General features: G+C 33.1%; 27 protein-coding genes. 8 read left to right on the top strand and 19 right to left on the bottom strand.

Going from position 1 to position 25,532, the window contains the following annotated elements:
* Positions 1-3: 3 nt before the first annotated feature.
* The 5 genes from E0H99_RS04970 to mraZ are packed head-to-tail and all read right to left on the bottom strand — an operon-like array spanning position 4 to position 5,174.
* Positions 4-1,467 (bottom strand): UDP-N-acetylmuramoyl-L-alanyl-D-glutamate--2,6-diaminopimelate ligase, encoded by a 1,464-nt coding sequence (locus tag E0H99_RS04970; RefSeq protein ID WP_131991881.1) that lies wholly within the window; start codon positions 1,465-1,467, stop codon positions 4-6.
* Positions 1,464-3,467, bottom strand: coding sequence for a penicillin-binding protein (locus tag E0H99_RS04965; protein WP_131991878.1), 2,004 nt, complete (start codon positions 3,465-3,467; stop codon positions 1,464-1,466). The genes E0H99_RS04970 and E0H99_RS04965 overlap by 4 nt, the downstream gene beginning before the upstream one ends.
* Positions 3,458-3,805, bottom strand: coding sequence for an FtsL-like putative cell division protein (locus E0H99_RS04960; RefSeq protein ID WP_131991875.1), 348 nt, complete (start codon positions 3,803-3,805; stop codon positions 3,458-3,460). The genes E0H99_RS04965 and E0H99_RS04960 overlap by 10 nt, the downstream gene beginning before the upstream one ends.
* Positions 3,806-3,817: 12 nt before the next feature.
* Positions 3,818-4,726 carry a 16S rRNA (cytosine(1402)-N(4))-methyltransferase RsmH gene (gene rsmH, locus E0H99_RS04955; protein WP_205728671.1) on the bottom strand — a complete coding sequence of 303 codons (909 nt, stop codon included), beginning with the start codon at positions 4,724-4,726 and terminating at the stop codon, positions 3,818-3,820.
* Positions 4,701-5,174, bottom strand: coding sequence for a division/cell wall cluster transcriptional repressor MraZ (gene mraZ, locus E0H99_RS04950; RefSeq protein WP_131991869.1), 474 nt, complete (start codon positions 5,172-5,174; stop codon positions 4,701-4,703). The genes rsmH and mraZ overlap by 26 nt, the downstream gene beginning before the upstream one ends.
* Before the next feature lie 381 nt (positions 5,175-5,555).
* On the opposite strand from mraZ, the gene E0H99_RS04945 reads away from it, so the two are divergent.
* Together E0H99_RS04945 and yihA are read left to right on the top strand one after the other, a co-directional pair.
* Positions 5,556-6,329 (top strand): alpha/beta fold hydrolase, encoded by a 774-nt coding sequence (locus tag E0H99_RS04945; RefSeq protein ID WP_099714437.1) that lies wholly within the window; start codon positions 5,556-5,558, stop codon positions 6,327-6,329.
* A gap of 32 nt (positions 6,330-6,361) precedes the next feature.
* Complete coding sequence (yihA, locus tag E0H99_RS04940) at positions 6,362-6,982, top strand: ribosome biogenesis GTP-binding protein YihA/YsxC (RefSeq protein WP_131915106.1); 621 nt, start codon at positions 6,362-6,364, stop codon at positions 6,980-6,982.
* Between the two features lie 77 nt (positions 6,983-7,059).
* On the opposite strand, the gene gldC is transcribed toward yihA, so the two are convergent.
* Both gldC and gldB read right to left on the bottom strand, forming a co-directional pair.
* Positions 7,060-7,395: a gliding motility protein GldC gene (gene gldC / locus E0H99_RS04935; RefSeq protein ID WP_091165314.1), complete on the bottom strand. Its 336-nt coding sequence runs from the start codon at positions 7,393-7,395 to the stop codon at positions 7,060-7,062.
* Positions 7,395-8,351: a gliding motility lipoprotein GldB gene (gldB, locus tag E0H99_RS04930; RefSeq protein ID WP_131991866.1), complete on the bottom strand. Its 957-nt coding sequence runs from the start codon at positions 8,349-8,351 to the stop codon at positions 7,395-7,397. Before gldB ends, gldC begins: the two co-directional genes overlap by 1 nt.
* Before the next feature lie 100 nt (positions 8,352-8,451).
* Between gldB and nadE the strand changes: the two genes are divergently transcribed.
* Positions 8,452-9,252, top strand: a complete 801-nt coding sequence (nadE, locus tag E0H99_RS04925) for an NAD(+) synthase (RefSeq protein WP_131991863.1) — start codon at positions 8,452-8,454, stop codon at positions 9,250-9,252.
* 94 nt (positions 9,253-9,346) lie between these two features.
* Complete coding sequence (locus E0H99_RS04920) at positions 9,347-9,976, top strand: response regulator transcription factor (protein WP_131991860.1); 630 nt, start codon at positions 9,347-9,349, stop codon at positions 9,974-9,976.
* Between the two features lie 158 nt (positions 9,977-10,134).
* Here E0H99_RS04920 and dnaG read toward each other — a convergent pair whose 3' ends face one another.
* The 5 genes from dnaG to E0H99_RS04895 all read right to left on the bottom strand — a co-directional run bounded on the left by dnaG (position 10,135) and on the right by E0H99_RS04895 (position 16,268).
* Entirely contained in the window at positions 10,135-12,117 is a 1,983-nt protein-coding gene (dnaG, locus tag E0H99_RS04915) for a DNA primase (protein ID WP_131991857.1), read from the bottom strand.
* Positions 12,118-12,240: 123 nt separating this feature from the next.
* Positions 12,241-13,833, bottom strand: a complete 1,593-nt coding sequence (locus E0H99_RS04910; RefSeq protein ID WP_131991854.1) for a hypothetical protein — start codon at positions 13,831-13,833, stop codon at positions 12,241-12,243.
* A 41-nt stretch (positions 13,834-13,874) separates the two neighbouring features.
* On the bottom strand, positions 13,875-14,594 hold the full coding sequence (locus tag E0H99_RS04905; RefSeq protein ID WP_131991851.1) for a hypothetical protein: 720 nt from the start codon (positions 14,592-14,594) through the stop codon (positions 13,875-13,877).
* Positions 14,581-15,141, bottom strand: a complete 561-nt coding sequence (locus tag E0H99_RS04900; protein ID WP_131991848.1) for an RNA polymerase sigma factor — start codon at positions 15,139-15,141, stop codon at positions 14,581-14,583. The genes E0H99_RS04905 and E0H99_RS04900 overlap by 14 nt, the downstream gene beginning before the upstream one ends.
* A gap of 149 nt (positions 15,142-15,290) precedes the next feature.
* Positions 15,291-16,268, bottom strand: coding sequence for a polyprenyl synthetase family protein (locus E0H99_RS04895; RefSeq protein WP_131991845.1), 978 nt, complete (start codon positions 16,266-16,268; stop codon positions 15,291-15,293).
* Positions 16,269-16,525: 257 nt separating this feature from the next.
* On the opposite strand from E0H99_RS04895, the gene E0H99_RS04890 reads away from it, so the two are divergent.
* On the top strand, positions 16,526-17,404 hold the full coding sequence (locus tag E0H99_RS04890) for a hypothetical protein (protein ID WP_131991842.1): 879 nt from the start codon (positions 16,526-16,528) through the stop codon (positions 17,402-17,404).
* 72 nt (positions 17,405-17,476) lie between these two features.
* Here the strand turns inward: E0H99_RS04890 and rlmN are convergent, their stop codons facing one another.
* Positions 17,477-18,520, bottom strand: a complete 1,044-nt coding sequence (gene rlmN, locus E0H99_RS04885) for a 23S rRNA (adenine(2503)-C(2))-methyltransferase RlmN (RefSeq protein ID WP_131991839.1) — start codon at positions 18,518-18,520, stop codon at positions 17,477-17,479.
* 209 nt (positions 18,521-18,729) lie between these two features.
* Here rlmN and E0H99_RS04880 point away from each other — a divergent pair, with 209 nt between their 5' ends.
* The 3 genes from E0H99_RS04880 to E0H99_RS04870 are packed head-to-tail and all read left to right on the top strand — an operon-like array spanning position 18,730 to position 19,914.
* Positions 18,730-18,981 carry a hypothetical protein gene (locus E0H99_RS04880; RefSeq protein WP_131991836.1) on the top strand — a complete coding sequence of 84 codons (252 nt, stop codon included), beginning with the start codon at positions 18,730-18,732 and terminating at the stop codon, positions 18,979-18,981.
* The gene (locus E0H99_RS04875) at positions 18,974-19,273 is read left to right on the top strand and encodes a type II toxin-antitoxin system RelE/ParE family toxin (RefSeq protein WP_131991833.1); all 300 of its coding nucleotides are present in this window, start codon (positions 18,974-18,976) and stop codon (positions 19,271-19,273) included. Before E0H99_RS04880 ends, E0H99_RS04875 begins: the two co-directional genes overlap by 8 nt.
* Complete coding sequence (locus tag E0H99_RS04870) at positions 19,273-19,914, top strand: O-methyltransferase (RefSeq protein ID WP_131991830.1); 642 nt, start codon at positions 19,273-19,275, stop codon at positions 19,912-19,914. The genes E0H99_RS04875 and E0H99_RS04870 overlap by 1 nt, the downstream gene beginning before the upstream one ends.
* Positions 19,915-20,058: 144 nt before the next feature.
* On the opposite strand, the gene E0H99_RS04865 is transcribed toward E0H99_RS04870, so the two are convergent.
* The 6 genes from E0H99_RS04865 to E0H99_RS04840 all read right to left on the bottom strand — a co-directional run bounded on the left by E0H99_RS04865 (position 20,059) and on the right by E0H99_RS04840 (position 25,507).
* Complete coding sequence (locus tag E0H99_RS04865; RefSeq protein ID WP_131991827.1) at positions 20,059-20,622, bottom strand: phosphatase PAP2 family protein; 564 nt, start codon at positions 20,620-20,622, stop codon at positions 20,059-20,061.
* Positions 20,622-21,023: a twin-arginine translocase TatA/TatE family subunit gene (locus E0H99_RS04860; protein ID WP_131991824.1), complete on the bottom strand. Its 402-nt coding sequence runs from the start codon at positions 21,021-21,023 to the stop codon at positions 20,622-20,624. The genes E0H99_RS04865 and E0H99_RS04860 overlap by 1 nt, the downstream gene beginning before the upstream one ends.
* Before the next feature lie 110 nt (positions 21,024-21,133).
* Positions 21,134-23,377 (bottom strand): M1 family metallopeptidase, encoded by a 2,244-nt coding sequence (locus E0H99_RS04855; RefSeq protein ID WP_131991821.1) that lies wholly within the window; start codon positions 23,375-23,377, stop codon positions 21,134-21,136.
* 60 nt (positions 23,378-23,437) lie between these two features.
* Positions 23,438-23,944 carry a DUF6702 family protein gene (locus E0H99_RS04850; protein ID WP_131991818.1) on the bottom strand — a complete coding sequence of 169 codons (507 nt, stop codon included), beginning with the start codon at positions 23,942-23,944 and terminating at the stop codon, positions 23,438-23,440.
* Complete coding sequence (locus E0H99_RS04845; RefSeq protein ID WP_131991815.1) at positions 23,941-24,696, bottom strand: hypothetical protein; 756 nt, start codon at positions 24,694-24,696, stop codon at positions 23,941-23,943. Before E0H99_RS04845 ends, E0H99_RS04850 begins: the two co-directional genes overlap by 4 nt.
* Positions 24,697-24,781: 85 nt before the next feature.
* Positions 24,782-25,507 (bottom strand): hypothetical protein, encoded by a 726-nt coding sequence (locus E0H99_RS04840; RefSeq protein ID WP_131991812.1) that lies wholly within the window; start codon positions 25,505-25,507, stop codon positions 24,782-24,784.
* Positions 25,508-25,532 lie beyond the last annotated feature (25 nt).

Genomic DNA, 25,532 nt, shown 5'->3' with positions numbered 1-25,532 from the left:
TTTCTATTTATGGAGTTGGTCTAATATTTCTTTAACTATTTTCATATCGTCAAAATCATGACGTATTCCATTTATTTCCTGATACGTCTCATGCCCTTTCCCAGCAATTAAAATAATATCATTGGGCTGAGCCAATTGACATGCCGTTTTTATGGCTTGTTTTCTATCAGTTATGGTCAACATTTTTTTATAATTCTGAGAGCCAACACCTAGCTCCATTTCAGCAATGATAACTTCCGGATCTTCGTTTCTTGGATTATCCGAAGTGAAAATTGCTTTGTCGCTCAGATCAGCTGCAATTCCAGCCATAATTGGTCGCTTGGTTTTATCTCTATTTCCTCCACAACCTACAACCGTGATTAATTGCTCGTTTTTTGTACGAATGTCATTGATAGTTCTCAGCACATTTTCTAATGCATCCGGTGTATGCGCATAATCCACAATCGCAGTAATATTTGATGCGGAAACAATAAATTGAAAACGTCCCGAAACACTTTCTAAATCTGACAGTAACCGAAGTACTTCCAAACTTTCCATTCCAAGTTCAATCGCAGTTCCATAAATAGCCAATAAATTATAGGCATTAAATGTTCCTATCAGCTTCACCCAAACTTCATTTCCGTTTATTTTCAACAACAAACCTGACAATTGATTTTCCAGGATTTGCGCTTTATAATCGGCATACGATTTTAAGGCATAGGTCAGTTTTTTTGCAGCGGTGTTCTGCAACATCACTTGCCCATTTTTATCATCAATATTGGACAACGCAAAGGCTGTTTTTGGCAAATTATCGAAAAATGATTTTTTTACATCCCTGTATTCTGCAAACGTTGGATGATAATCCAAATGATCGTGAGACAAATTGGTAAAAATACCGCCAACAAAATGCAATGCTTCGGTTCTTTTTTGATGAATCCCATGAGAACTCACTTCCATAAAACAGTATTCAATACCGTTTTCTACCATTTCTTTTAGATAATGATTTATCGTAATCGAATCTGGAGTCGTGTGAGTCGCTTTGTATTCAACGTCATCAACTAAAATTTTTACTGTCGAAAGTAATCCAACTTTAAAACCTGCTTTTTTAAACAATTGGTACAACAAAGAAGCAATAGTAGTTTTACCGTTTGTCCCTGTAATCCCAACCAATTTCAAGTTTTGAGAAGGATCTCCAAAATAATTTGCAGCCATAAATGCAAGGGCTGAATTCGTGTCTTTTACTTGAACGTATGTTATTCCTTTAGCAATATTCACCGGAAATGTATCGCAAATAACTGCTACAGCACCTTGCTCAATTGCTTTTTCTATAAAATCGTGACCATCAGAAATGGAGCCACGAATAGCAATAAAAACATCATTTGACTCGATTTTTCTAGAATCAAAATCCATTTTATTGATAGCGATATCCGTCGAACCTTTTACGGCTTCGATAGCTACTTTGTACAATATATCTTTTAATATACTCATGATAATTCCAATAGTATAGTTGTATTTTTCACAATATTCTGACCCGCAGCAAGCGATTGTTTTTTCACCTTACCAACTCCAACAGCCTTTACTTTTACACCTAAATTCTCCAATAAAGCAACCGCATCCATTCCAGACATTCCTTTCACATTTGGGATTAATTGCAATTTCTTTTCTGATTTTACAAAGTAAGAATCATAATTATTTTCTTGCTTTGTAATCTTTCTATTTAGGTTTTTAATCTCATTTGTTGAGGGCGCATCTGTAAAAATCTTTTGAGCAATTCTCTTAAAAACAGGACCTGCCACATCAACACCATAAAAATTATTAAGCGCAGTATTAGGTCTATGAACTACAACTATGCAAGAATACATAGGTTTATCTGCCGGAAAATACCCTACAAATGAAGAAGCATAATACATTCCAGATCTACCACTTTTTCCATAATTAACCTGAGCTGTACCTGTTTTTCCCGCCATAGAAAAATCTTTCGAATAGAGTTTTGACCCCGTTCCCTTTTTAACAACATTTGCCAGAACAGCTTTTAATTTTGAAATCGTTTCTGGAGAGCAAATTCTTGGATTCAATACTTCTTTCTCATATTTTTTGATGGTTCTGTTCCATTCTTTAATTTCAGAAACAAACTGAGGCTTTACCATTTCACCATCATTGGCAACCGCGTTATAAAAAGCTAATGTTTGCAACGGTGTAATATGAACTCCATATCCAAAGGCCATCCAGGGCAGTGAAATATTTGACCAATTTTTATCTCTTGGCTGCGGAATATAAGGTATTCCTTCCCCTTTAATCGAAAGTCCTAAAGTTCTATTTAATCCAAAATTATTAAGATGATTTACAAATTTTGAAGGCTCATTTTTGTACCCATTGTAAACTGCCTGAACCAAAACCGTATTAGAAGAAAGTTCAAAACCTCTTGCCAGAGAAATTTTTCCGTAGCCTCCTGTATGGGAATCGTTTACTTTTTTTCCTGAATAAACCACAACTCCACCTTTACTGTCATAAACAGTACTGGTATCCGTTTTTTTATCTTCAAGAAGCGCCATTAAACCTGCTAATTTATAAGTAGATCCAGGTTCATGCGATTCGGCAACTGCATAGTTTGTAGTTTCATAATAGGTTCCGTCATCTGCTCTTCCTAAATTTGAAATTGCTTTTACATGACCCGTTTTAGTTTCCATAACCACTACACAGCCGTGATCTGCTTCATACAATTCCAACTGTTTCAATAACGCGTGATGTGCGATATCCTGAACATAAACATCGATTGTGGATATCACATCATATCCATCCTGAGGTTCAACTTCATTAATATCACGAATGGGTTTCCACTGCCCTTTTGCTATTTTTTGCTTTAAAATCTTACCGTCTTTACCGTTCAAATATTTTCTAAAGGCCCATTCAATTCCTTTTCCATCAAATGATCCAGATTCTGTAGTCCTTTCATAACCAACAGTGCGCTCTGCAATTTTCCCTATTGGATGTTCTCGTACTGTTTCTTGTTCAATTATAATTCCGCCCTTGTAAGCACCCAAATTGAATAATGGAAAACCTTTTATTTTAGAATACTGGGTATAACTTAATTTACGGGCAACTAAATAATACCTGTTTTTATTAGCTCTGGCTTTTCTTAATTCGTTTTCAAAAAAATTAGATGGTTTTCCTAAAACTGATGCCAATGAATCTGATAACGACTTCACATTTTTTTCAAATGCTTCGGCTTTTGGAGCCACAGCGTCAAAACGTATTTCATAATTAGGAATGGAAGTAGCTAAAAGGCTCCCATCGGCAGAATAAATATTTCCTTTATTAGCAGGAATGATAAAATTCTTAACGGTTCTTTCCTTGGCTAATTTTCTATAATAATCTCCCTCAACCCATTGAATATTTGTCAATTTTACAGCAATCGCAATAGCCATCAAAAAGATAGCGAATGCAACCAGATAAATTCTGTACGATATGTATTTATCTTCTACTGCCATATTTTTTTGAAAAAGCTTTTTTCTTCTTCTTTTTTAACTTTTATTTTAACTGGAGGAACTGTTGACGGAAAAATTTCTTTTTCTATCATTTTTTCAGAAACAGTTGATTCCATTTTTAATTTCATTAATTCTGAGCGTCTGTCCACAAATTCCGAACGCAACTCTTTAACCTGATTTGTCAACTCGGCAATCTGAAACACTTTTTGTTCAAATCGCTGAGTATTAGCAATCATAACGATTGCCAGTAGAATTACAAAAACAATAAACCGCCAGTTTTTTACTGCATCATCATTGATAAGAAACCGCGCTTTCAATAGGCTGTAAACTCCGTTTTTCATTTTTATGACTAATTATATCTTTTCAGCAATTCTTAATTTGGCACTTCTTGCTCTATTGTTCTCTTTTATTTCAGCATTATCCGGAACAATTAATTTTCCAACTGTTTTAAATGGCACTGAAAAATTACCAAAAAAGTCACGTTCAGGTTCCCCTTCAAACATTCCGTTTTTTACAAATCTTTTCACCAATCGATCTTCTAATGAGTGATACGAGATCACACTTAATCTTCCGCCCGGATTCAATATTTCTAAGGATTGTTCCAAAAACTCTTTCAAAACATCCATTTCCTGATTCACTTCAATTCGAATAGCCTGATAGATTTGAGCCAATATTTTATTTCTAACTCTTTCCGGTAAATATCTCGCCAAAACCTCTTTCAATTCATCGGTTGTTTTGATTGGCTGCTCCTCTCTGGCCTCTATAATTGTTCTTGCCAAAGCAGGTGCATTTTTCAATTCACCATAATCCAAAAACACCCTTTTCAAATTCGCATCATCATATTCATTGACAACCCGATAGGCATTCAAATCATTTTTCTGACTCATTCTCATATCTAATCCTGCATCAAAGCGAGTAGAAAAACCTCTTTCCGGAACATCAAATTGATGAGATGAAACCCCTAAATCGGCCAAGATTCCATTGACACTTTTCACCCCATAAAAACGCAAAAACCGTTTTATAAAACGGAAATTCTCATTAATAAGCGTAAATCTTTCATCTGGCAGGGCATTTGCCAAAGCATCTTCATCCTGATCGAAAGCAAACAACTTTCCGTTTGGCCCGAGTCTTTTCAAAATTTCTTTTGAATGTCCTCCACCGCCAAAAGTCACATCTACATAAATGCCGTCAGGCCTAATATTTAAACCATCTACTGATGCCTGAAGCAAAACCGGATTATGATATTCCATTGTCGTCGTCATTTATATTTCCCATTACTTCTTCTGCCAAATCTGCAAAATCAACATCTTCCCCGTTTATTGATTTTTCGTATAAATCTTTATCCCAAATCTCAACAATATTCACTGCCGATGAGAACACCACCTCTTTAGCAATACTCGCAAACATTACTAAATCTTTCGGAACCAATAATCTACCTAAAGCATCTATTTCAACCACTTTAACCCCAGCAGTAAACCTGCGGATAAAATCATTGTTTTTCTTCACGAATCGATTCAGTTTATTGATTTTCTGCATCATCAAATCCCACTCACTCATAGGATATAATTCCAAACAAGGTTGAAAAACGGAACGCTTCAAAACGAATCCGTTTTGAAGTGAAGCAGCCAATTGCTTTTTCAAAGGCGCTGGCAACAGCAACCTCCCTTTAGCATCGACTTTACATTCATATGTTCCTATAATTGTATCCAAGCAAAAAGTTTTAAATGATGTTGAGCAAAAATATAAAAAATATTACCACAATTTACCACTATATACCACTTTGTTAATAAGTTTAACCACTTTTGGTCAAAAACCCTTAATTTTTGGACAATCAAGACGTTAGCTCTCTTTTATTTTATTTGTAAGAAAGGTAATGTTATAAAAAAAAGGAGATGAAATACAATAAAATTTCAATTTAAAATCTTACAACCAATTCCGAAATAATCAAATTTTAAAACTCAAATACGACAAAAAGAGAAGCCTGTTTTCACAGCAACATGTATAATTTTACAATTAAAAATTGTTGTAAAAATTCATTTTTATTTATTAAATCCTATATTTGTCAAAATTGAAAATCCGCATTCAAAAAAAATGGAAAAACACTATAAAAAAGAAGGTAGATATAGCTATTATGAAGCTGGCGAAGGAACTCCAATTGTCATTTTACATGGACTCATGGGTGGACTTAGCAACTTTGATGCTGTTGCAAGTTACTTCTCTACAAAAGGTTATAAAATAATAATCCCAGATTTACCGATATACACTCAAAACATTTTAAAAACGAATGTAAAAAGTTTTGCAAAATATGTTAAAGATTTCATCACATTCAAAGGGTTAGACAGGGTAATTCTTTTAGGAAATTCATTAGGTGGTCATATTGCTTTGTACCACACTAAAATGTATCCTGAAAAAGTAGCCGGACTTGTAATAACTGGAAGTTCTGGGCTTTATGAAAGCGCAATGGGTGATAGTTATCCTAAAAGAGGAGACTATGAATACATTAAGAAAAAAGCTGAAGATGTATTTTATGATCCAAAAGTAGCTACCAAAGAACTTATTGATGAAGTTTACGAATCTGTAAATGACAGAATAAAATTGATAAAAACACTGACAATTGCCAAAAGTGCCATTCGTCATAATATGGCAAAAGATTTGCCAAAAATGCATGTTCAAACTTGTATAATCTGGGGAAAAAACGACAAAGTTACACCGCCGGATGTTGCAGAAGAATTCAATAAATTATTACCTAATTCTACCTTATACTGGATAGATAAATGTGGCCATGCTGCCATGATGGAGCATCCTGATGAATTTAATCGTTTATTAGAAGACTGGTTAACACACACGCATTTATCAGTGCACTAATCCTAAAAAGGAGAATTTTACACCTAGAAAAAATGAAAATTAATACTGCCGAATTTGTTATCAGCAACTCCGATGTAGCCAAATGTCCCAAAGACTTTTTGCCGGAATATGCTTTTATTGGCCGATCAAATGTTGGAAAATCCTCTTTGATTAACATGCTAACGAATCAAAAAAAATTAGCTAAAACATCAGGAAGACCGGGAAAAACACAATTGATTAATCACTTTTTGATTAACAACAATTGGTTTCTTGTCGATTTACCAGGTTACGGTTATGCAAAAGTTTCTAAAAAAACGAAATCAATTTTTCAAGAATTTATTACTGATTATTTTGAAACTAGAGAGCAATTAGTTTGTGCTTTTGTTCTGATTGATATTCGTCATGAAGCACAAACCATAGATATTGAATTCATGTCTTATATGGGCGAAAGTGAAATTCCTTTTTGTATCGTTTTCACCAAAGCAGATAAAATCAGTAAAGTAAAAATTGATTCTCATATTGCAGCGTACAAGAAGAAAATGTTTGCTAACAATTGGGCCGAAATGCCGCATTACTTTGTTACTTCAGCAACAGAATCGACTGGAAAAGAAGAATTACTTTCTTATATTGACGAAGTGAATCAAGAAGTTTTCAAAAATAATAGTCAGTTTTAAGAACTAAATTTATTATATAAAAAATCCCAAAACTAAAATTTAGTTTTGGGATTTTATTTTTTAGCATACAATCTATTCTATTTTGTCAACTCTAATTTCTCGGCAAAATAATCGCAGAAATCTTTCATGGTATCTGCCATTTTTTCATCATCTGTAGCGCGTTTGAAGGTTTCGGACATTGCCACTAAAGTTTGGTGAAAGAAAATTTTCATTTCATCAACCGGCATATCTTTAGTCCATAAATCAATTCGCATACTTTCTTTTGCCTTGCTGTCCCAGATAGACAACATAATTGCTTTTGCCTCTTCTTGTTCGACTCCACCGTCTTTAGCAGACCACATTAACTTTTCCGGAACTCGGTTTTCATCTAATTCAATTAGAAACTTAATTTCTGATGTATTTTTATTCGACATTACTTTTTGGGTTTGTATTTAGATATTTCAAATATTTCTTTTGCATTGGTTTTTAATAAATCTGCGATAGGCACTTCATTATTTTTCATATAAGAGCGTACCATTTGCCATCCTATCCAGGCACCAACCTGCCCTGGTGATTCATTATCAATTTCCAAATAAAATTTAGAAAATGGTGCCGGGTTTATAAACCGGGAAATTAACTTTTGATCATTACTGTAAAGCATTTCTTTTTCAATAAAATAACGCCACATATAACTTTCATTTTCTTGACACCATGTTATCTGTTCTGGAGTATATCCCATCTTTTCGGCATCGGTATAATCCGGCAAAAGTAAGTCTTTTAAATACAATTGCTTTCCATAATAAATCATTTCACTAAGTAAATTTTTGTCCAAAACAGGCGGAATTTGACGTTCCGAAAAACTCGAAACTACATCTGGCGCGATTTGTCTTTCCTCAAAATTTTGTTTCAAATAATTTGGAAACTGATAAAATTTATGATCCTTTCCTAAATACAATTCAAGCGAAATAACAACCAAACTATCCGCATAAATAGCCTTATTTTTATAATCCATTTCAGAGATTACAGTGATTACTTTGGGTGTTTTTGTCTTAGGAAAATAATATTTGATGTGTTTAAAAAGTGACTCTAACTCCACTTTTACTGGTCCAAAATCACTATATTTTTTTTGAACTTCGGTGTACAATTCTCTCCACAACGGATCCTGCATTTTATTCAACCAAACACTATTATCATTTCTTGGAGGAAAAAAAAACGGAAATTCTTTTTTTACTTTTTCTAAATCCTGCGGTGGAGTTTCAAAAAATATTTTATCAAAGCGTTCCACTTTTACTTCCAAAGGAATTGCTGTAACGGCACTTTCAACTTTATTTTTCTTATCACAGGATAAAAGAAAGAGACAAAAGACTACAAGAAACAGATATTTTTTCATATATATTAATTAAATTTGCGTCCAAAGAATCTAAGGAAACGAATGCGCAACAAATTGATTTTGCAAATATACATTCCTGATTTTTAAAATGTAAACTATTATGACTAAAAAAAGCACATTACCTGTTGAAAAAGTGAATACTCATATTGTAAATTGGTTAAAAAAATATGCAGAAAATGCAAAAGTAAATGGTTTTGTAATTGGGGTTTCAGGAGGAGTAGATTCGGCAGTTACCTCAACATTATGTGCGCAAACAGGATTAAAAGTTTTATGCGTTGAAATGCCCATCCATCAGGCACAAAGTCACGTAACCCGTGGACAGGAACATATCGAACAATTAAAAAAAAGATTTCCTAATGTATCCAGTATTGAAGCTGATTTGAGCTCCGTTTTCGAAACTTTCAAGAAAGCTGTACCCGATATTTCAGATAGCGATAAAGTTCATTTATCACTTGCCAATACCCGGGCACGGTTAAGAATGACAACACTTTACTACTTTGCTGGCATTCATGGCTTATTAGTTGCAGGAACTGGAAACAAAGTAGAAGATTTTGGAGTGGGTTTTTATACAAAATATGGTGATGGTGGGGTTGATTTGAGCCCTATTGCTGATTTAATGAAGTCAGAAGTCTTTCTTTTAGGCAGTTACTTAAAAGTCCCGGATTCTATTTTAAATGCATCCCCTACTGATGGATTATTTGGTGACGAAAGAACAGATGAAGATCAATTAGGAGCCAGTTATGACGAGCTGGAATGGGCAATGGCCCAAAATGAAGCCGGAAAATCTTCGAATGCTTTTTCAGGAAGAGAAAAAGTTGTTTTCGAAATTTATAAGCGATTAAATACGATCAATCAACATAAAATGACAGCAATTCCTGTTTGTTTTATCCCAAAAAAATAAAGAAGTCACATTTTATATTGATTTACAATTAATTACAGAATTTATTTATTAATTTTACATTTCCAATAACAATTAATTCTAAAAATTTAAAATCATGATTAAAGTATGTATAGCCGATAATTATCCTGTTGTGCATTTTGGAGTAAAATCTTACTTTAAAGACAATGCAGACATATCAATAGTTGCCAATGTAGGTAATTTTTTGATGGTGCGGGATATACTTTTAACTAAAGAAATTGATGTATTGATTTTAGATTTGGAGCTGGAAGGTCTTTCCAGTATTTTCGAGGTTAAAGCACTCTTGAAAAATTTTCCGAAAACTAAAATTATTATCTTCAGTGGTCTTTCAGAACAAATTTACGCACCCAATGCTATTAAAGCGGGAGTTTCCGGGTTTATCCACAAAAAAGAAAAGTTAGAAACTTTGGGCCAATCGATTATCAAAGTCCACCAAGGCAAGATAATCATGAATGAAACCGTAAAGAAAAATCTAGCATTAATTGCAAAACAAAGTAAGAGCGAGCGTTTATACCGTAAGCTTTCCAATCGAGAAGTAGAAGTTTTACGTTATCTAAGTGATGGGAAGAAAAATCATGAGATAGCTGACATTCTGAAACTAAACGAAAAAACAATTAGTACGTACAAATTACGATTACTAACAAAACTAAATGTTACCAATTTAGTAGACTTGGTAAACAAAGCAAAAACTTTAGAGATCGTTTAAGAATACCACGACATAACTCTCCCTAATTTTTAAAAAAAATGGATTAATACATTGTAATCCATCACCATAAACAAAAGCTCTGTATCATCTGAAACTAATTCAGATGATACAGAGCTTTTTAATTTGTCAATATTGTGACGTAAAAAAATCATATCCCTTTAATGATAACGTACCACAACTCTTCCTAATTTTTTTGAAAATTTTCCTCTTAACTCTATATAATTCATGACTAAAGACAATGACTCCATATTATCTGAGTCTGGCTCATTAGAGACTGAATTTTTTAACTCTTCTATAATTTCACTAATTAAAAACCATCTTAAAGTAAGTAATGTATCCGAAACATCCTGATTTAACATTTCCTCTTTGGTTTTAGGAAAAATATTTTGACCTATCCAATTATGCAATACATTTTTCTCATCCTCCATTATAATATTAGTTACTTCATCTGGAATACCTGACTGAAAATGGTTTATATATTTTTCAAGCCCAGAATCCTCATTTTGCAAATAATAATCTATTAAATTTTTATAAATCTCTCTAAATATTGGACTTGCAAATTCTACTTCATCATCTTGCAAACTCAAATATATTTTCTGAAAAACTTTTAATTCTTTAATTTCAGTAACATCTATAATTTCTCCATCTTCATTTGATTTTAAAAACACATCTTCAAACTCCTTTGTTAAATTACCATAAAGCACCAAAATTTCAATAATTTTCCTTTCAAATAAATAAAGTGAATCTACCTTTTCGCTATCTCCTATCCCTTCATTTTTAACAAAGTCAAAAGCCTTTTGCACTAACTCTTGTTTTTGTTTTTTTCCAACTTCACCAACATCTTTTTGAACTAATTGTGCCAAGGTACTCACAAGCACTTGCTCCGAAATATCCATAATTCGGGAACATTCCTGAATGTAAATTTCGCGTTGAATTCTATCCGGAATTTTCGAAATACTGACTACCATATCCCGAATTAAATCCGCTTTTTTGATTGGATCATTCTTGGCCTCATTCATCAAAAGTGATGCTTTGAACTGAATAAAATCTTTAGCATTATTTTCGAGATATAAAACTAAATCATCGTAAGACGTTTTTCTGGCAAAACTATCCGGATCTTCTCCGTCAGGAAATGTACATACTTTTACATTCATTCCTTCTTCAAGAATCAAATCGATTCCTCGAATTGAAGCGCGCAAACCGGCGGCATCTCCATCAAAAAGAACGGTAATATTCTTTGTCAGTCTATTTACTAATCGGATTTGATCTGGCGTCAAAGCTGTCCCTGAAGAAGCTACAACATTTTCAATTCCAGATTGATTGAACTGAATTACATCCGTATATCCTTCGACTAAATAACAATTATTGAGTTTAGCAATGGATTGTTTGGCTTGAAAAATACCATACAATACTTTGCTCTTGTGATAAATTTCACTCTCTGGTGAATTCAGGTATTTTGCCGCTTTTTTATCATTGGTAAGAATCCTTCCTCCAAAACCAAGTACTCTTCCCGACATACTTTGTATTGGGAACATCACACGACTTTTGAAACGGTCAAAAGGCCTGTCATCTCTGGGAATTGTGAGTCCTGTACTTTCCAGAAATTCTAATTTATATCCTTTTCCTAAAGCTTCTTTTGTAAAAGCATCCCAAGCTTCAGGGGAATAACCCAATCCAAATTTCTTTATGGTTTCATTGGTAAAACCTCTTTCTTTGAAATAAGAATAGCCAATTGCTTTTCCTTCTTCCGAATTTAAAAGTGTATCATGGAAATAGGTTTTTGCAAATTCTGAAACCAAATACATACTTTCTCGAACATCAGTATTGGCTTTTTCTTCATCTGTTTGCTCGGTTTCTTCAATTTCAATATTATATTTTTTGGCTAAATAGCGAATAGCTTCCGGATACGTAAACTTTTCGTGTTCCATCAAGAAAGCCACAGAATTTCCCCCTTTTCCAGAACTAAAATCTTTCCAAATTCCTTTGGCAGGAGAAACCATAAACGATGGAGAGCGCTCTTCAGAAAACGGGCTTAGCCCTTTGAAGTTACTTCCTGCACGTTTCAATAGTACAAAATCACCAATTACCTCCTCAACACGAGCAGTTTCGAAAACAGTATCTATAGTGGCTTTTGAAATCAATTTAATATAGGGTCAAAGTTGCAAAAGGTCAAAGTTACAAAGTTTTTAAAGATATAAACCCTTTCAGAGTTTGAAACTCTGAAAGGGCTCTTAAAAAAGTATAAAAACTAACTCAACTAGACTTTAATTAAAATCGAAACGCACTCCTAAGGAAACGTTATTTTGTTTCACTGTATTGTCTTTGAATAAAGGATTCAAGTCATATTTCAAGTACAAACTGGTAGATTTATATCCTACATAAGTGCTTAATCCATATATAAAACTATCAACATTAAAATCACCTTTAGTTATTTCTCTTGACTTATACCCATCAATATCATAATTTATATATTGCTTCGATTTTAGATTTGTACCAACGTACCCTCCTAAACCAATACGGAAACTATCGTGTGTTTTAAAATAGGTCTTCCCATCTCTTTCTTTGGATTTTGTGAAGTCAAATTCTAAGTGCATTGGAAATACTAAATTTACATTCTTGAAACGAGAATCATCCTGATGAATTGGATTTACCTCAAGTTTTGTTTGGTTTCCATCAGCTACAAAATACCTATTATCCGTAGCTCTCAAGTTATTGTAGGTGACTGAAAATCCATATTTTACATGCAATAGATTGTCATTTTGTAAAATTCTGGTATTGTAACTCAATCCCCACTCGTAAAAATGCGACCCTAAATACCTAAAATCTGATTTTTGTATTGAGCCATCAGTCACTACATTATTCAATCCAGTAGCGAATACAAATTGTGAAGTAGTTCTTTTGGATTGGCGCTCTTCCTTATCTTCCTGACCATTATAAACCTTCATAGAAGTGATATTAATTTCGGTTTGAGAACCAATTGAATTTGAATTGTTACCTAGAATAATCGTTCGGCCTCCGCTTCTATGCTCCTTTTCATCTGCAACTTTTCCATCAACTTTATCTTGTACCAATTGATTTAACTTTGCTTGTTCAACACTCACTTTTGCCTCAATGACTGCAGCATGAATTTTTGCTTTTTGCATTTTAAGGTCACTTGCTTGCTCCTTAGTGACAACACCTTTTTCTAAGTCCCTGTCAATTAATTCCACAGCCACTTTTAGGGCATTTTTTTCATTATCTGTAATGGCTTTAATTTCGTTACTAATAGCTTTGGCTTTGGTTTCAAAGGAAATTACTTTATGGTCTCTTCCTTTATTTTGTCCGGTTTCTTCAAGGGAGTCATCAACTATTTCTATTACTACATCCTTAAACCAAATTTGTCCTGTTTCATTTAATAAAACACCATACGAAATAGCTGTTGCCTCAGTTGGAACATATAAAACCACCTCATATTTAGTCCAATCCTTAGTTCCTTTGATGGGTCTTCTTTGCATATTATCAAAAGCTAAAACTGCTGCAGTATAATAATCTACTCGCATCCACAACCCTGCCCATGACTTTACATTTTCACTTTTTACATACGCAGTCATTTTGACTGTTTTTCCCAAAAATGCATCCGATTGTATGGTTTTCATTATAGTACCAAAACCATTCGTTTTACTTTGAATCGATTTAATTTTGTAAACCATTTGATTGTTTTTTTCAGCCCCTGCATCTAATCCCATTTCATAACTATCCGGCTTTGAACCTCTATAGTGCCAGTCTGAACTATTTTTTATGGCATCTACTCCTTGAGCGTTTACCTTACATAGTAAAGAAAGCAACACAATTGCTGTGAATAAAATAATTTTTTGCATGATTTTCGTTTTTTGATTGATGATTGATGATTGATTTTTATTTATTCTTCGTAATTTCTATTAACTAAAACTGTTTTTATAGCATTAAAATTTTTATTGAATTTGTCCAATGCAGATTCTCTAAATGATTGATTTAATTCAGTTTCAGCATTTGCCAGTAAACTGTTTGGATTAACCGCAATAGCTTTCCTAGTTTTTTCATGTGTTTTATCAATAGCTTTAGGTTCAAATTTAGTATTCGTAACTTCTGCTAATAATTTTTCTGCTGAAATATATTTATTTACACTTGTTGATTGGCTATTCTTGTTTTCAGAAGAATTAACTACAGCACCATTTTCTTTTGATTGATTGATGATTAAAACCTCTTCCTCTTTATTATTAAGTTGCTTTGGCTGCTTTTTTAGATTATTATTGTCAGCAACAATTTTATGTACCTTTATTGTTGTTTTTTTAATTCGGTTAGGCAAAACAGTTTCACTGACTATTTCTGGCTCTTCTAAATTATTCCTATCTATTTTTTCTTCTAGAACTACTGGATTTCCCTTATCTATTTTTATAGTTTTAAAACCATTAAAATAAACCGTTCCTATCAATAGAAATCCAACAAAACTTGCCGCTATAAACAACCAAGGAAATTTGGCTCTTGGTTTTTCAGCAACCGTAAGCATGGCATCCAATTTGCTCCAAGCCATTTCTGATGGTTTGATTTCCCGAGAATTTAATTGCTCTTTGAACTGTGTTTCTAATTTATTCGGTTCCATTACTGTAATTTTTTAGCTTATTAATCTGTCCTTGCAACATTTTTCTGGCATGTGACAATTGCGATTTTGATGTTCCTTCATTAATCCCTAACATAGTTGCAATTTCGTGATGTTTGAATCCTTCGATAGCATATAAATTGAAAACCATTTTATAGCCATCCGGCAAACTGTCAATCAAAAATTGAATATCGTCTATTGAAAATTGGCTTTCGATGTTATTAAAACTTTCTTCAAAGTAGGTTTCATCTTCAATATATTTTAGCTTTTTTTCAACTCGGATATAAGAAATACATTCATTGACCATGATTCTTCTAATCCAACCTTCAAAACTTCCTTTGTGTTGAAAATTTTTCAGATTCGTAAACACTTTCATAAAAGCAGTAATCATGATATCTTCGGCCTGATGAATGTCTTTTATATATTGACGGCAAACGCTTAACATTTTTGGAGAAAACTGGGTATAAATCTTTTGTTGTGCATGCCGATTATTCTCGACAGCTAACTCGATTAATTCATTTTCCTCCTGATGTAAGTTGATTACTTTCAAAATTTTTATAAAGTGTTTCTATAAGTATAGACGATTGACAATGCAAAAAGGTTGCATCTTAGATAGAAAATTTTTTGATTCTAAAAAATTAAAACCAAAAAAAGTCAATAAAATCAATAGTTAACGAAAGAAAAATATTTTAAAAAAAATTATTTTTTTCTTTCAATCACATAATTTACCATCAAAATCAGCGCATCTTTAAACTCAGAATCCGAATAATTATCTAAAAGCAAAAGGGCTTCTTGCTGGAATTCTATCATTTTTTGTTCTGCATAAAGCAATCCATTATTGTTTTTCACAAAAGCAATAACTTCTTTGACGCGTTTTTTATCTTTATTATGGTTTTTAATGGAATTGATAAGCCATGTTTTCTCTTTTGAAGTACACGTATTCAAGACGTGAATAAGAGGCAAAGTCATTTTTTGTTCTTTGATGTCAATTCCAGTAGGTTTACCAATAGCATCTTCGGTATAATCGAATAAATCATCTTTTATTTGGAAAGCCATCCCGATGAGTTCTCCAAACTTGCGCATGTTTTCTACCTGAACTTCATCTTCAATAACGGATCTTGCACCAAGAGCACAACAGGCAGCAATAAGTGTCGCTGTCTTTTTTCGAATGATTTCATAGTAAATATCCTCTGTGATGTCAAGTCTTCGGGCTTTTTCAATCTGAAGTAATTCGCCTTCACTCATTTCGCGTACAGCGACAGAAATAATTCGAAGTAAATCGAAATCTCCATTATCAATAGAAAGCAATAATCCTTTGGACAATAAATAATCACCTACAAGTACCGCAATTTTATTTTTCCAAAGCGCATTAAGGGAGAAAAAACCTCTTCTGCGGTTGCTGTCATCCACTACATCATCGTGAACTAATGTTGCGGTATGAATCAGTTCGATAACACAAGCTCCGCGATACGTTCGCTCATTTACTATTCCGGTTGAAACCATTTTGGCCGTCAGAAAAACAAACATAGGGCGCATTTGCTTTCCCTTTCTGTTTACGATATAATAGGTAATTCTATTTAACAAAGCCACTTTTGAAGTCATCGATTCGTAGAACTTTTTTTCAAAAAGTTCCATTTCGTTAAAAATGGGCTGTTTTATTTTAGAAGTGACATTCATTTAGAAATCAAAGATACTATTTTTAATAAAAAAATTCGTTTATTTCCTTTAAGTATGTGTTTTAATATACAATCTTTGAAATTCAAAAAAAGTATTGCCTAACATGGTATCTAATAGCTTTTCAGGTTAATTATGATTCATTTAAAACCATCCTCTTTTGAATTGATTTTTTTTATATATTTATGACTTAATTGAGCCCCAATTAAACTTTTTATTAGTTTACCAATCAAAACTTTAACCTAAAAAAACTATTTATTATGAAAACAAAAATTTTATTACTTGGAGCATTCGTAGCGCTATCCTTTTTTATTAGTTGTGATTCAAATGAAAAAGTTCAAGACCCAATTGCCACAATTGAAACGGAAGAAATCACTGCGGATTCGAATATTGACATAGCAGTTGATGATATTGCAAACATTGCTGATGATCAATTCTCAGTCCAAAAAGGGTCCGTAAGTAAAAGCACTACTACCATTAAAAGCATTTTGCCTGACTGCGCAACAGTCACTACGGTATTAACAGATGGGATTTGGAAAAGAACAATCGATTTTGGCACTCAAGGTTGCGCTCTTCCTAATGGAAATGTGCTGAAAGGAAAAATTTTTATTACTTTTTCTAATAATTTCACTAGTTTAGAGCATAAGATTACCTACCGTTTAGATGGATTCTACCATAATGGCAAAAAAATTAATGGTACAGAAACCATAACTAGATCCCTAAAAAGCACCGATTTATTAGCAGCAATTCATCCCGTTTCAACATTTACTATTAACTTAACGATTACTTTTGAAAACGGCAAAGTTCTGAGTAGAACCGGCACAAGAGTTAGAGAAATGATAGAAGGATTTAGTACACTAACTGTTTGGGAAGACAATGTTTTCTTAGTTTGGGGATATAGCATTACAAAATTACCGAATGGAGATATATACACAAGTACTATCAAAGCAAACCCGCTTCGTTTCTCTATGGGTTGTAAATTACCTTTCCCCGTAAAAGGAACAATTACCAATACTAAAACAAATTCTCAAGGATTAAATAAAGCTGAAGCGATTTTAGATTTCGGGAAAGGTGGTTGTGATAATCTTGCAACTATCACAATAAATGGTGTTATTAAAGAAATCCATTTAGAGAAATAAACTTCTTTTCTGTAAATTACAAAAGCATTAAAAAGCAAAATACTCATTTGCTTTTTAATGCTTTTTTTGAGATTACATCTCTTTATTGGCCAGTTGTCCGCAAGCAGCATCAATATCTTTTCCACGGCTTCTTCGTACTTTTACAACAATTCCGCTAGCTTCAAGTGCTTTTATATATGCATTAATTGATTCTTCGGAAGCTTGTTGAAATTCTCCATCATCGATTGGATTGTATTCGATAAGATTCACTTTGCAAGGAACGTATTTACAGAACTTCACCAAAGCATCTATGGAAGCTTTATTGTCATTGATATCTTTCCAAACGACATATTCGTAGGAGATTTTACTTTTAGTTTTTCGGTACCAATATTCCAATGATTCGCGTAAATCCGCCAAAGGAAAATTAGCACTAAAAGGCATAATCCTAGAACGAATTTCATCGATTGCTGAGTGTAGCGAAACTGCTAATTTGAATTTCACGTCATCATCTGCTAATTTCTTAATCATTTTAGGAACTCCCGATGTAGAAACCATAATACGTTTAGGCGACATTCCTAAACCTTCCGAAGAAGTAATCATTTCGATTGCCTTCAAAACATTGTTGTAATTCATGAGCGGTTCTCCCATTCCCATGAAAACAATATTCGACAACGGATGATTGTAATACAAACGGCTTTCTTTATCAATGGCAATTACTTGATCATAGATTTCAGCCGGTTCCAGATTTCGCATTCTTTTTAATCGCGCTGTAGCGCAAAAGTTGCAATCCAAACTACACCCTACTTGACTGGAAACACAAGCTGTAGTTCTTGTATTTGTAGGTATCAAAACCGATTCCACTACCAAACCATCATGCAAACGAACAGCATTTTTCACGGTTCCGTCTTCACTGCGCTGCATCGTATCCACTTTGATGTGATTGATAACAAAATGCGTTTCCAGCATAGTGCGTGTTCCTTTCGAAACATTGGTCATATCCTCAAAACTATGTGCGCCTTTGCTCCACAACCATTCGTAAACTTGATTTCCACGAAAGGCTTTGTCCTTATTAGCGACAAAAAAATCACGTAATTGTTCTTTTGATAAAGCTCTTATGTCTTTTTTATCGATTTCCATGGTGCAAAGTTAGCAAGTATTTTGAGGTTTTGGTTATTTGTGAATTTGGTTATTTGTAATTTTGTGAAAAATTTAAAAAAATGTATTTCATTTCCCAAGAATTAGAAGATTGTATCGAGGGAAATTGTAAAAAAGAGTCTAAGTAGCTGACCGGACACAATAATGAAACGTATTATAAAATTTTGTAAATTTGTATATAAATTAGCAAAATGGGACTTCAAGAATTAAAACAAAAAATTCAACTTCAATTGGACTTAGCAGACGAAAGAGTACTTCGTATTGTATCGTCGGTATTTGATAATTATTTGAATGAAATTGTTTCTTACGATACCAAAGGAAATACCTTAACACTTTCGGAATATAATAATAAGGTTGAAGAAGGATTAGAAGATATTAAACACAATAGAGTAATTTCTCAAGAAAATCTTATCGAAGAAATGAAAACCTGGAAAAATGAATAATACTAATTATGCCATTTTCTGGACTAATAATGCGAAGCTTGATTTAAAAGACATTTATCTTTCATTAGAAAAAAATATTTCTCCCCTTGTTGCTACTAAAATAACAGATGAAATTTTTAGAAGTATACACTTAATTACTTTTCCCGAGCAATTTCAGATTGACGAAAACCGAATTGATTGTAGAAGAATTATCACTAGAAACTACAAAATACTTTATCAATTCAATCTAAACACAATTCATATCGTTAGAATATTCAATACTTTTCAAGACCCGATAAAAAGTTTAAAATAATGCATTTCATTTCCCAAGAATTAGAAGATTATATCGAGCAACATTCTGAAAAAGAACCGGCTTTACTGGCAGCTCTGAATAAGGAAACTTACCAAAAAATTCTGCTGCCGCGAATGTTGAGCGGGCATTTTCAAGGTCGGGTTTTGAGTATGTTGTCTAAATTGATTCGGCCGGTAAATATTCTGGAAATTGGTACGTATACAGGTTATTCAGCGTTGTGTTTGTGCGAAGGCATGCAGGAAACCGGACAATTGCACACGATTGACATCAAAGAAGAGTTGGTTGATTTTCAACGCAAACATTTTGACAAATCACCTTGGGGAAAGCAAATTTTTCAGCATTTAGGAGAAGCAATTGACATTATTCCAACGCTTGACTTAAAATTTGATTTGGTTTTCATCGATGCTGATAAAGAAAATTACAGCAACTATTTTGAATTAATTGTTCCAAAAATGAATAAAGGTGGGATTATTTTATCAGATAATGTGTTATGGAGCGGTAAAGTTCTAGAGCCTTTACAACCCAATGATTTGAGTACAAAAGTATTGCTGGAATACAATAAGTCATTAGCAACTGATCCAAGAGTAGAAACAGTCTTGTTGCCTATTCGTGATGGACTGACAGTGAGCAGAGTTCTTTAGTTTAGGATATTTCTTTTGAAAACAAATACCTTAGCCCTGATAAAAGCGGCATCCTTTTTCTTGTAATTCTGACTGATAAAGAAGAAGGAAAAGAAAAAGATACAGCGATTAGCAGGAAATAGCTCCTAAATAATTCTAAAATTATTATTGTGGAAAATACTTTTGTTGTGCTATTTTGTAGCCTTTGAACATCAAAAAACCAAAAGCAAATCCGAAGAAATAGCCTGTAAGAATGTCCAATGGATAATGCAATCCCAGATAGATTCTACTGAAAGCGAAGATGAGCGGCCATAAGAACAGGAAGCCAAAAAATTTAATTTTGTCCTTAAAATTATAATACAAAAATGTTACAACTGCCATAGAATTTGCGGCGTGTCCTGAGAAAAAACTGAATGATTTGCGTTCTTGAACTACACGTATAAAGGAATTGATTTCAGAATTATTACAAGGGCGTAATCTTTGAAATCCGTTTTTAAACAAGTTTGTTGTTTGATCTGTAATTGTGATTAAAGCTGCTACAAATAGCAATAAATATAAGGTTTGTTTAACTCCTAATTTTTTATAAATAACATACAAAAGCAGTAAAAAAAGAGGAGTCCAGTTGCTTTGCCTGGTAATAAATAACCAAAGTCCATCATACGTTTCCGAACCTAACCCATTCAAATAAACAAACAATTCCGTATCTAAAGACAGTAATTTTTCCAACATTACATCTGACGTTTTATAGGTCCTGCAACATCTTCTATAACTTCTTTAACTGTTTCGATTGGAGTGGTTGTTTCGCCCAGTAAATTGTCCTTGGCTTTATTGATTTCTGAGGTGATATTTCCGGTTATATCGCTAATTTGAGACGTATCTCCCAATAGGTTTTCCTTAGCTTTATTAATCTCTGATGTAATATTCCCTCTTAAATCAGTTAATGTCTGTGTATCAAATCCATTAGCCTCTGCTCCTTTTTGAATCTCACTTTTTATGTCATTCGTAGCATGTTTTAATTGTGCCATTGCTTTACCCATGGTGCGGGCTATTTCTGGTACTTTATCCGACCCAAAAAGCATGAGTACTATAAACATGATAAAAATTAATTCGCCTCCTCCTATGCCAAACATATTTCTTCTTTTTTATTGTTGCAAAGATACCTAATTTTGAATCCTTGACTTTTAATTTTTTCATAAAAAAAAGACTCTTTTCAGAGTCTTTTTTAATTTTATGTCTTTATTTAATCAAATTTAGACTTTACTTCTTCTTTAGGCCATGCGTTATTGGTTACATCAATATCAGCAGTTTCTAATTTTGGATCTATCTGAATTTTTTTGACTGCTTTCTCAGTTGCGTAAACTTTCTTAGCTGTATCATTATTTTTTCTCCAGATTTGAGCTGGATACTTGAAGGTTTCTTTCGTATCATCTTCGTACGTCAATTCAACGATAATTGGCATTAACATTCCTCCTGGTTTGTTAAACTCTACTTCGTAGAAATACTTAGGTGATTTTAATTTTAATTTTTCGTCAGCAGAAAAATTTTGGTTTACATACTCAGATAATAAATTTACATCTGCAATTGCCAATGCCTTCTTATCTTTTGATGACAATTCTTCACTTGTTCCAGGAACTAAATAAACGAAAGGTCCTTTTTCTTGACCAAAACGTCCTCTTCTTACTACAGCATCTTTTAATGCTGCAGTTGCAGTCTCAGATACATAATATTGTTTTACTTCTTTCACTCCGATGTCAACAAAATCAGTCGAATAAAACCATCCTCTGAAAAACCAATCTAAATCAACTGCTGATGCATCTTCCATAGTTCTAAAAAAGTCTTCTGGTGTAGGATGCTTGAATTTCCATCTGTTAGCATATACTTTGAAAGCATGGTCAAATAACTCTCTTCCCATGATAGTTTCTCTAAGAATATTTAAACCTGTTGCTGGCTTACTATAAGCATTAGCACCAAATTGAACTATCGTTTCAGAGTTTGACATAATAGGCTCCAAGAATTTTTGATCTCCACTCATGTAAGGAACAATTTTACTTGCTGGCCCACGACTGGAAGGGAAATTTGTACCCATTTCTTGTTCAGCCATATATTGCATAAAAGTATTAAGACCCTCATCCATCCAAGACCATTGTCGCTCGTCAGAATTTACAATCATAGGAAAGAAATTATGCCCTACTTCATGTATTACTACACCAATCATTCCGTTTTTAGTACGTTCACTTGTCACTCCTTTTTCGTCAGGACGACCATAATTCCAACAAATCATTGGATATTCCATTCCTTGATCTTCTGCTGATACAGAAACTGCTTTTGGATAAGGATAATCAAATGTGTGAGATGAGTAACTTTTTAAAGTATGCGCCACAGTTTTGGTAGAAGTTTCTCCCCAAAGTGGATTACTTTCTTTAGGATAAACCGAAATAGCCATAACTGTTTTGTTAGTCAATTGAACTGCCATTGCATCAAGAATAAATTTTCTAGAAGTAGCAATACCAAAATCCCTTACGTTTTTAGCGCTAAATTTCCACGTTTTTTTCTTCTCTGAAAACCCTTTTTCACTAGATTCAGCTTCCGCTTGAGTAACAATTACAACTGGTTTATCAAATGATTTTTGAGCCAGTTCGTATCTTTTTACTTGCTCTGCAGTAAATACTTCGCTTCTATTCATCAATTCACCAGTAGCTTCCATAACGTGATCTGCCGGCACAGTGATATTTACATCAAAATTCCCAAAAGGCAACGTAAATTCTCCTGTTCCCCAAAATTGCATATTTTGCCATCCTTCAACATCATTATAAACTGCCATTCTAGGATAGAACTGAGCAATTACATATAATTTGTTTCCTTCTTTTTCGAATAATTCATAGCCTGAACGACCACCATCTTGTCTGTAATTGTTAATATTATACCACCAATTGATTGAAAAAGTAAATTTCTCGCCAGGTTTCATTGGAGTTAATAAATTAATACGCATCATGGTTTGATTGATCGAATATGACAAAGGATTTCCTTTTACATCTTTCACAAATTCAATGTTAAAACCACGCTCTTGTTCCTGTTTTAAAAACTTGTTTGCAAAGTTTCCAGCAGGAAAAACCTGTTCCATTTTTTGGCTTTCAGCCAATGGAGTCTGCGAAGTTTTAGCAGCTTGATTTTGGTCTAACTGAACCCATAAATACTCTAAAGTATCTGGAGAATTGTTATAATAAGTAACCGTTTCTGACCCAGTCAATTTAGATTTCTTGTCATCAAGCTCTATATTTATCTTGTAGTCAGCCTGTTGCTGATAATAAGCCGGGCCCGGAGCCCCAGAAGCAGTACGAAACATGTTAGGCGTTGCTAACAAATCATACATTTGGCTAAACTTATTGGTATCGTACTTTCCTGTTTGTTTTGGTGTAACAGGAGTAGTTTTTTCTTGAGCAAATAAAATTGCAGGAAGAAGTAATAATAAAGTAAATTTTTTCATAGGTGAAAATCTGGTTATTCAGTGCGTGAAAATAATAATTTAAAACAGATGTTTCTACACTTATTCATAATTTAACATTCCTTTTGGCGTGGATTCTGTAAATAGCAAGGTGTTTTTTATTCCAGATACATTAAAATGCATAATATTCTGTTGCTCTGAATTTCCTTCTATGATAACTGTATTGTAAATTTCGAGTGAATTAATCTTAGGGATTTCCTTCATACTTAAATAACAAATAAGTACATCCCCTTCCATTTCTTTGCTTAAAAAATTCATGGACTTAGATTTTCCATTTATTTTTATTGAGAATTTTTCGCTTAAATACTTTTTCAATAAAATCAAATCTTCCTCTGTTTCTTTTTCGGAACCTAAATTGATTTTTTTACTATACTTTTTCCCAACTGTACTATTCAAATCATCAACAAAAATACGAGCGGTGATTTGAAGCATTTTCTTTTGAGGAGCGTAATTTACTTGGTATAAGGATACATAAAATTTATGCACACTAAAGGACGTTAACGTTAAAAATAATAACCCAAAAAAAGTAATTAAAATTGTTTTTTTCATTTTTCAAAAGTAGTAATTCTTTTAAACTCTTCGTTCTTGGTGATTAAAAAATCAATTAGTAAAAATTCATCTTCTTGTTTCAAAAGGCTTTTTGATTTTGGATCATTCTCGCAATAATCCAGAAAAAGCCCAATTTCATCGTTTTTCAACTTCAATGTATTTGTAAAGAAATAAGTATCAATCCCTTTAGAAACCACATCAGAAAAATCCACATCAGGATTCAAATCGGTTCTTTTTGCCGAATCATTCTTAAATAATTTAGAAACCATTTTATATATTCTAACAAAATCCATTCCATTTTCTATGGTTCCATCTGAGGGCATGGTTCTATTAATAGGTGAGGATTTCGCATCATCAAAAAACTGCATATCAACAATACCCTGCGAACCGCCAGTTATTGGTTTTATCTCCGCTTTGCGCTTCACAATTACTTCCTTCAACAGCGTAGTCTGCGTTTCTAAATTAACCACAAACAAAGGTTTTGAAAAATCTTTCTCCTGAATCACAATTTTTTTAGACTTAAAAGAAGCGCTTGAGACTAGCAATGTATCTTTGGCTTTCGCCAAAATATCAAAAAAACCTTGATTACTTATAAAGGTTCTCGTTTTTGAATTCAAATTAAAAACATATCCATTGTCCACCAAAGCGGATTCATTTGTAAATTGACCGTGTAATGACTTTCTATTTTCATTTTGACCAAAAGAAAATTGGTAAAAGAAAAGCAAACAAAGGATTCTTATTTTCGTTTTCATCTTGGATTATTTTATAAGTATTATTTTTTTCAAACATGGCAATTGATTTTTGCTAAGGATTATGAATAAAACAGTCTACAAAAAATCATTTATTTTTACCAGCTATTAAAGCTTTATACTCTTGCGCTAAAGCTATCATAAAAAAAGAAGTCCTTTGTTCGTTTTTGGACTCCAAGACCTTCAAAAATATTTCATCCTCCACAATGAAATATTTGAATCCAATCACATATACAGAAGGTATACCCAGTTTAATTGTAAAATATTCTTTATCATACAATTCCGAAATCAATTTGATGTATTGTTCTTTTTTCTCGAGAATAACGAGTTTTTTCAGCCGTTTTGTCCTTCCATTAATCTTGTTTATAAGCGGATCAAGTGGCATTGACCCACCTAACAAACCTAACAACATAATGGGTTTAAAATCTCCTGCCGTCCTCAGTCGCCTTTCTGCAGGAGTATATTTCGTAGGCTCTTTAGCTAAAATCCTCTGTGAAACTGCATTAATTGAATTCTCATTAACAATTACCTCTTTTAACTCCGTTACTTTCGAAACCATTTTTATGTTTAATACATCTAAAATGAAATCTTTTTCATCTATTAACTTCCTGTGAAGTTCTAAATTAACCGCTGTAAAAACCAGTACATCATTGGCTTTTGCCAAAATAAAAAATTGTCCGTCACTATTTGTGACGGCTGTTTTTTCGTTTACTAAATTTAAGACATTTATTCCACTTATATAGCCCGAATCCACTCTAATTTTACCATGAAGCAACTTTTCACCAGCAGTTTGGCAAAAGGAAATTTGACACATTAAAAATAAAATTACCGATAGAAGT

This window comes from Flavobacterium sp. GT3P67 (assembly GCF_004349155.1).
In the GTDB taxonomy this organism is placed as follows: Bacteria; Bacteroidota; Bacteroidia; order Flavobacteriales; family Flavobacteriaceae; genus Flavobacterium; species Flavobacterium ranwuense.
This window is presented reverse-complemented; position numbering and strand designations above follow the sequence as displayed.

Bases quoted from the DNA above. Each gene is read 5' to 3' on its own strand.
- E0H99_RS04945 (WP_099714437.1), top strand. From the start codon at position 5,556: ATGGAAAAACACTATAAAAAAGAAGGTAGATATAGCTATTATGAAGCT.
- E0H99_RS04840 (WP_131991812.1), bottom strand. From the start codon at position 25,507: ATGTGTCAAATTTCCTTTTGCCAAACTGCTGGTGAAAAGTTGCTTCAT.
- E0H99_RS04890 (WP_131991842.1), top strand. From the start codon at position 16,526: ATGAAAACAAAAATTTTATTACTTGGAGCATTCGTAGCGCTATCCTTT.
- E0H99_RS04960 (WP_131991875.1), bottom strand. From the start codon at position 3,805: ATGAAAAACGGAGTTTACAGCCTATTGAAAGCGCGGTTTCTTATCAAT.
- rlmN (WP_131991839.1), bottom strand. From the start codon at position 18,520: ATGGAAATCGATAAAAAAGACATAAGAGCTTTATCAAAAGAACAATTA.
- E0H99_RS04870 (WP_131991830.1), top strand. From the start codon at position 19,273: ATGCATTTCATTTCCCAAGAATTAGAAGATTATATCGAGCAACATTCT.
- gldB (WP_131991866.1), bottom strand. From the start codon at position 8,351: ATGAAAAAATATCTGTTTCTTGTAGTCTTTTGTCTCTTTCTTTTATCC.
- E0H99_RS04920 (WP_131991860.1), top strand. From the start codon at position 9,347: ATGATTAAAGTATGTATAGCCGATAATTATCCTGTTGTGCATTTTGGA.
- E0H99_RS04910 (WP_131991854.1), bottom strand. From the start codon at position 13,833: ATGCAAAAAATTATTTTATTCACAGCAATTGTGTTGCTTTCTTTACTA.
- E0H99_RS04880 (WP_131991836.1), top strand. From the start codon at position 18,730: ATGGGACTTCAAGAATTAAAACAAAAAATTCAACTTCAATTGGACTTA.
- E0H99_RS04855 (WP_131991821.1), bottom strand. From the start codon at position 23,377: ATGAAAAAATTTACTTTATTATTACTTCTTCCTGCAATTTTATTTGCT.
- E0H99_RS04895 (WP_131991845.1), bottom strand. From the start codon at position 16,268: ATGAATGTCACTTCTAAAATAAAACAGCCCATTTTTAACGAAATGGAA.
- yihA (WP_131915106.1), top strand. From the start codon at position 6,362: ATGAAAATTAATACTGCCGAATTTGTTATCAGCAACTCCGATGTAGCC.
- E0H99_RS04845 (WP_131991815.1), bottom strand. From the start codon at position 24,696: ATGAAAACGAAAATAAGAATCCTTTGTTTGCTTTTCTTTTACCAATTT.
- E0H99_RS04865 (WP_131991827.1), bottom strand. From the start codon at position 20,622: ATGTTGGAAAAATTACTGTCTTTAGATACGGAATTGTTTGTTTATTTG.
- gldC (WP_091165314.1), bottom strand. From the start codon at position 7,395: ATGTCGAATAAAAATACATCAGAAATTAAGTTTCTAATTGAATTAGAT.
- nadE (WP_131991863.1), top strand. From the start codon at position 8,452: ATGACTAAAAAAAGCACATTACCTGTTGAAAAAGTGAATACTCATATT.
- E0H99_RS04850 (WP_131991818.1), bottom strand. From the start codon at position 23,944: ATGAAAAAAACAATTTTAATTACTTTTTTTGGGTTATTATTTTTAACG.
- rsmH (WP_205728671.1), bottom strand. From the start codon at position 4,726: ATGACGACGACAATGGAATATCATAATCCGGTTTTGCTTCAGGCATCA.
- E0H99_RS04875 (WP_131991833.1), top strand. From the start codon at position 18,974: ATGAATAATACTAATTATGCCATTTTCTGGACTAATAATGCGAAGCTT.
- E0H99_RS04905 (WP_131991851.1), bottom strand. From the start codon at position 14,594: ATGGAACCGAATAAATTAGAAACACAGTTCAAAGAGCAATTAAATTCT.
- E0H99_RS04970 (WP_131991881.1), bottom strand. From the start codon at position 1,467: ATGAGTATATTAAAAGATATATTGTACAAAGTAGCTATCGAAGCCGTA.
- E0H99_RS04965 (WP_131991878.1), bottom strand. From the start codon at position 3,467: ATGGCAGTAGAAGATAAATACATATCGTACAGAATTTATCTGGTTGCA.
- E0H99_RS04860 (WP_131991824.1), bottom strand. From the start codon at position 21,023: ATGTTTGGCATAGGAGGAGGCGAATTAATTTTTATCATGTTTATAGTA.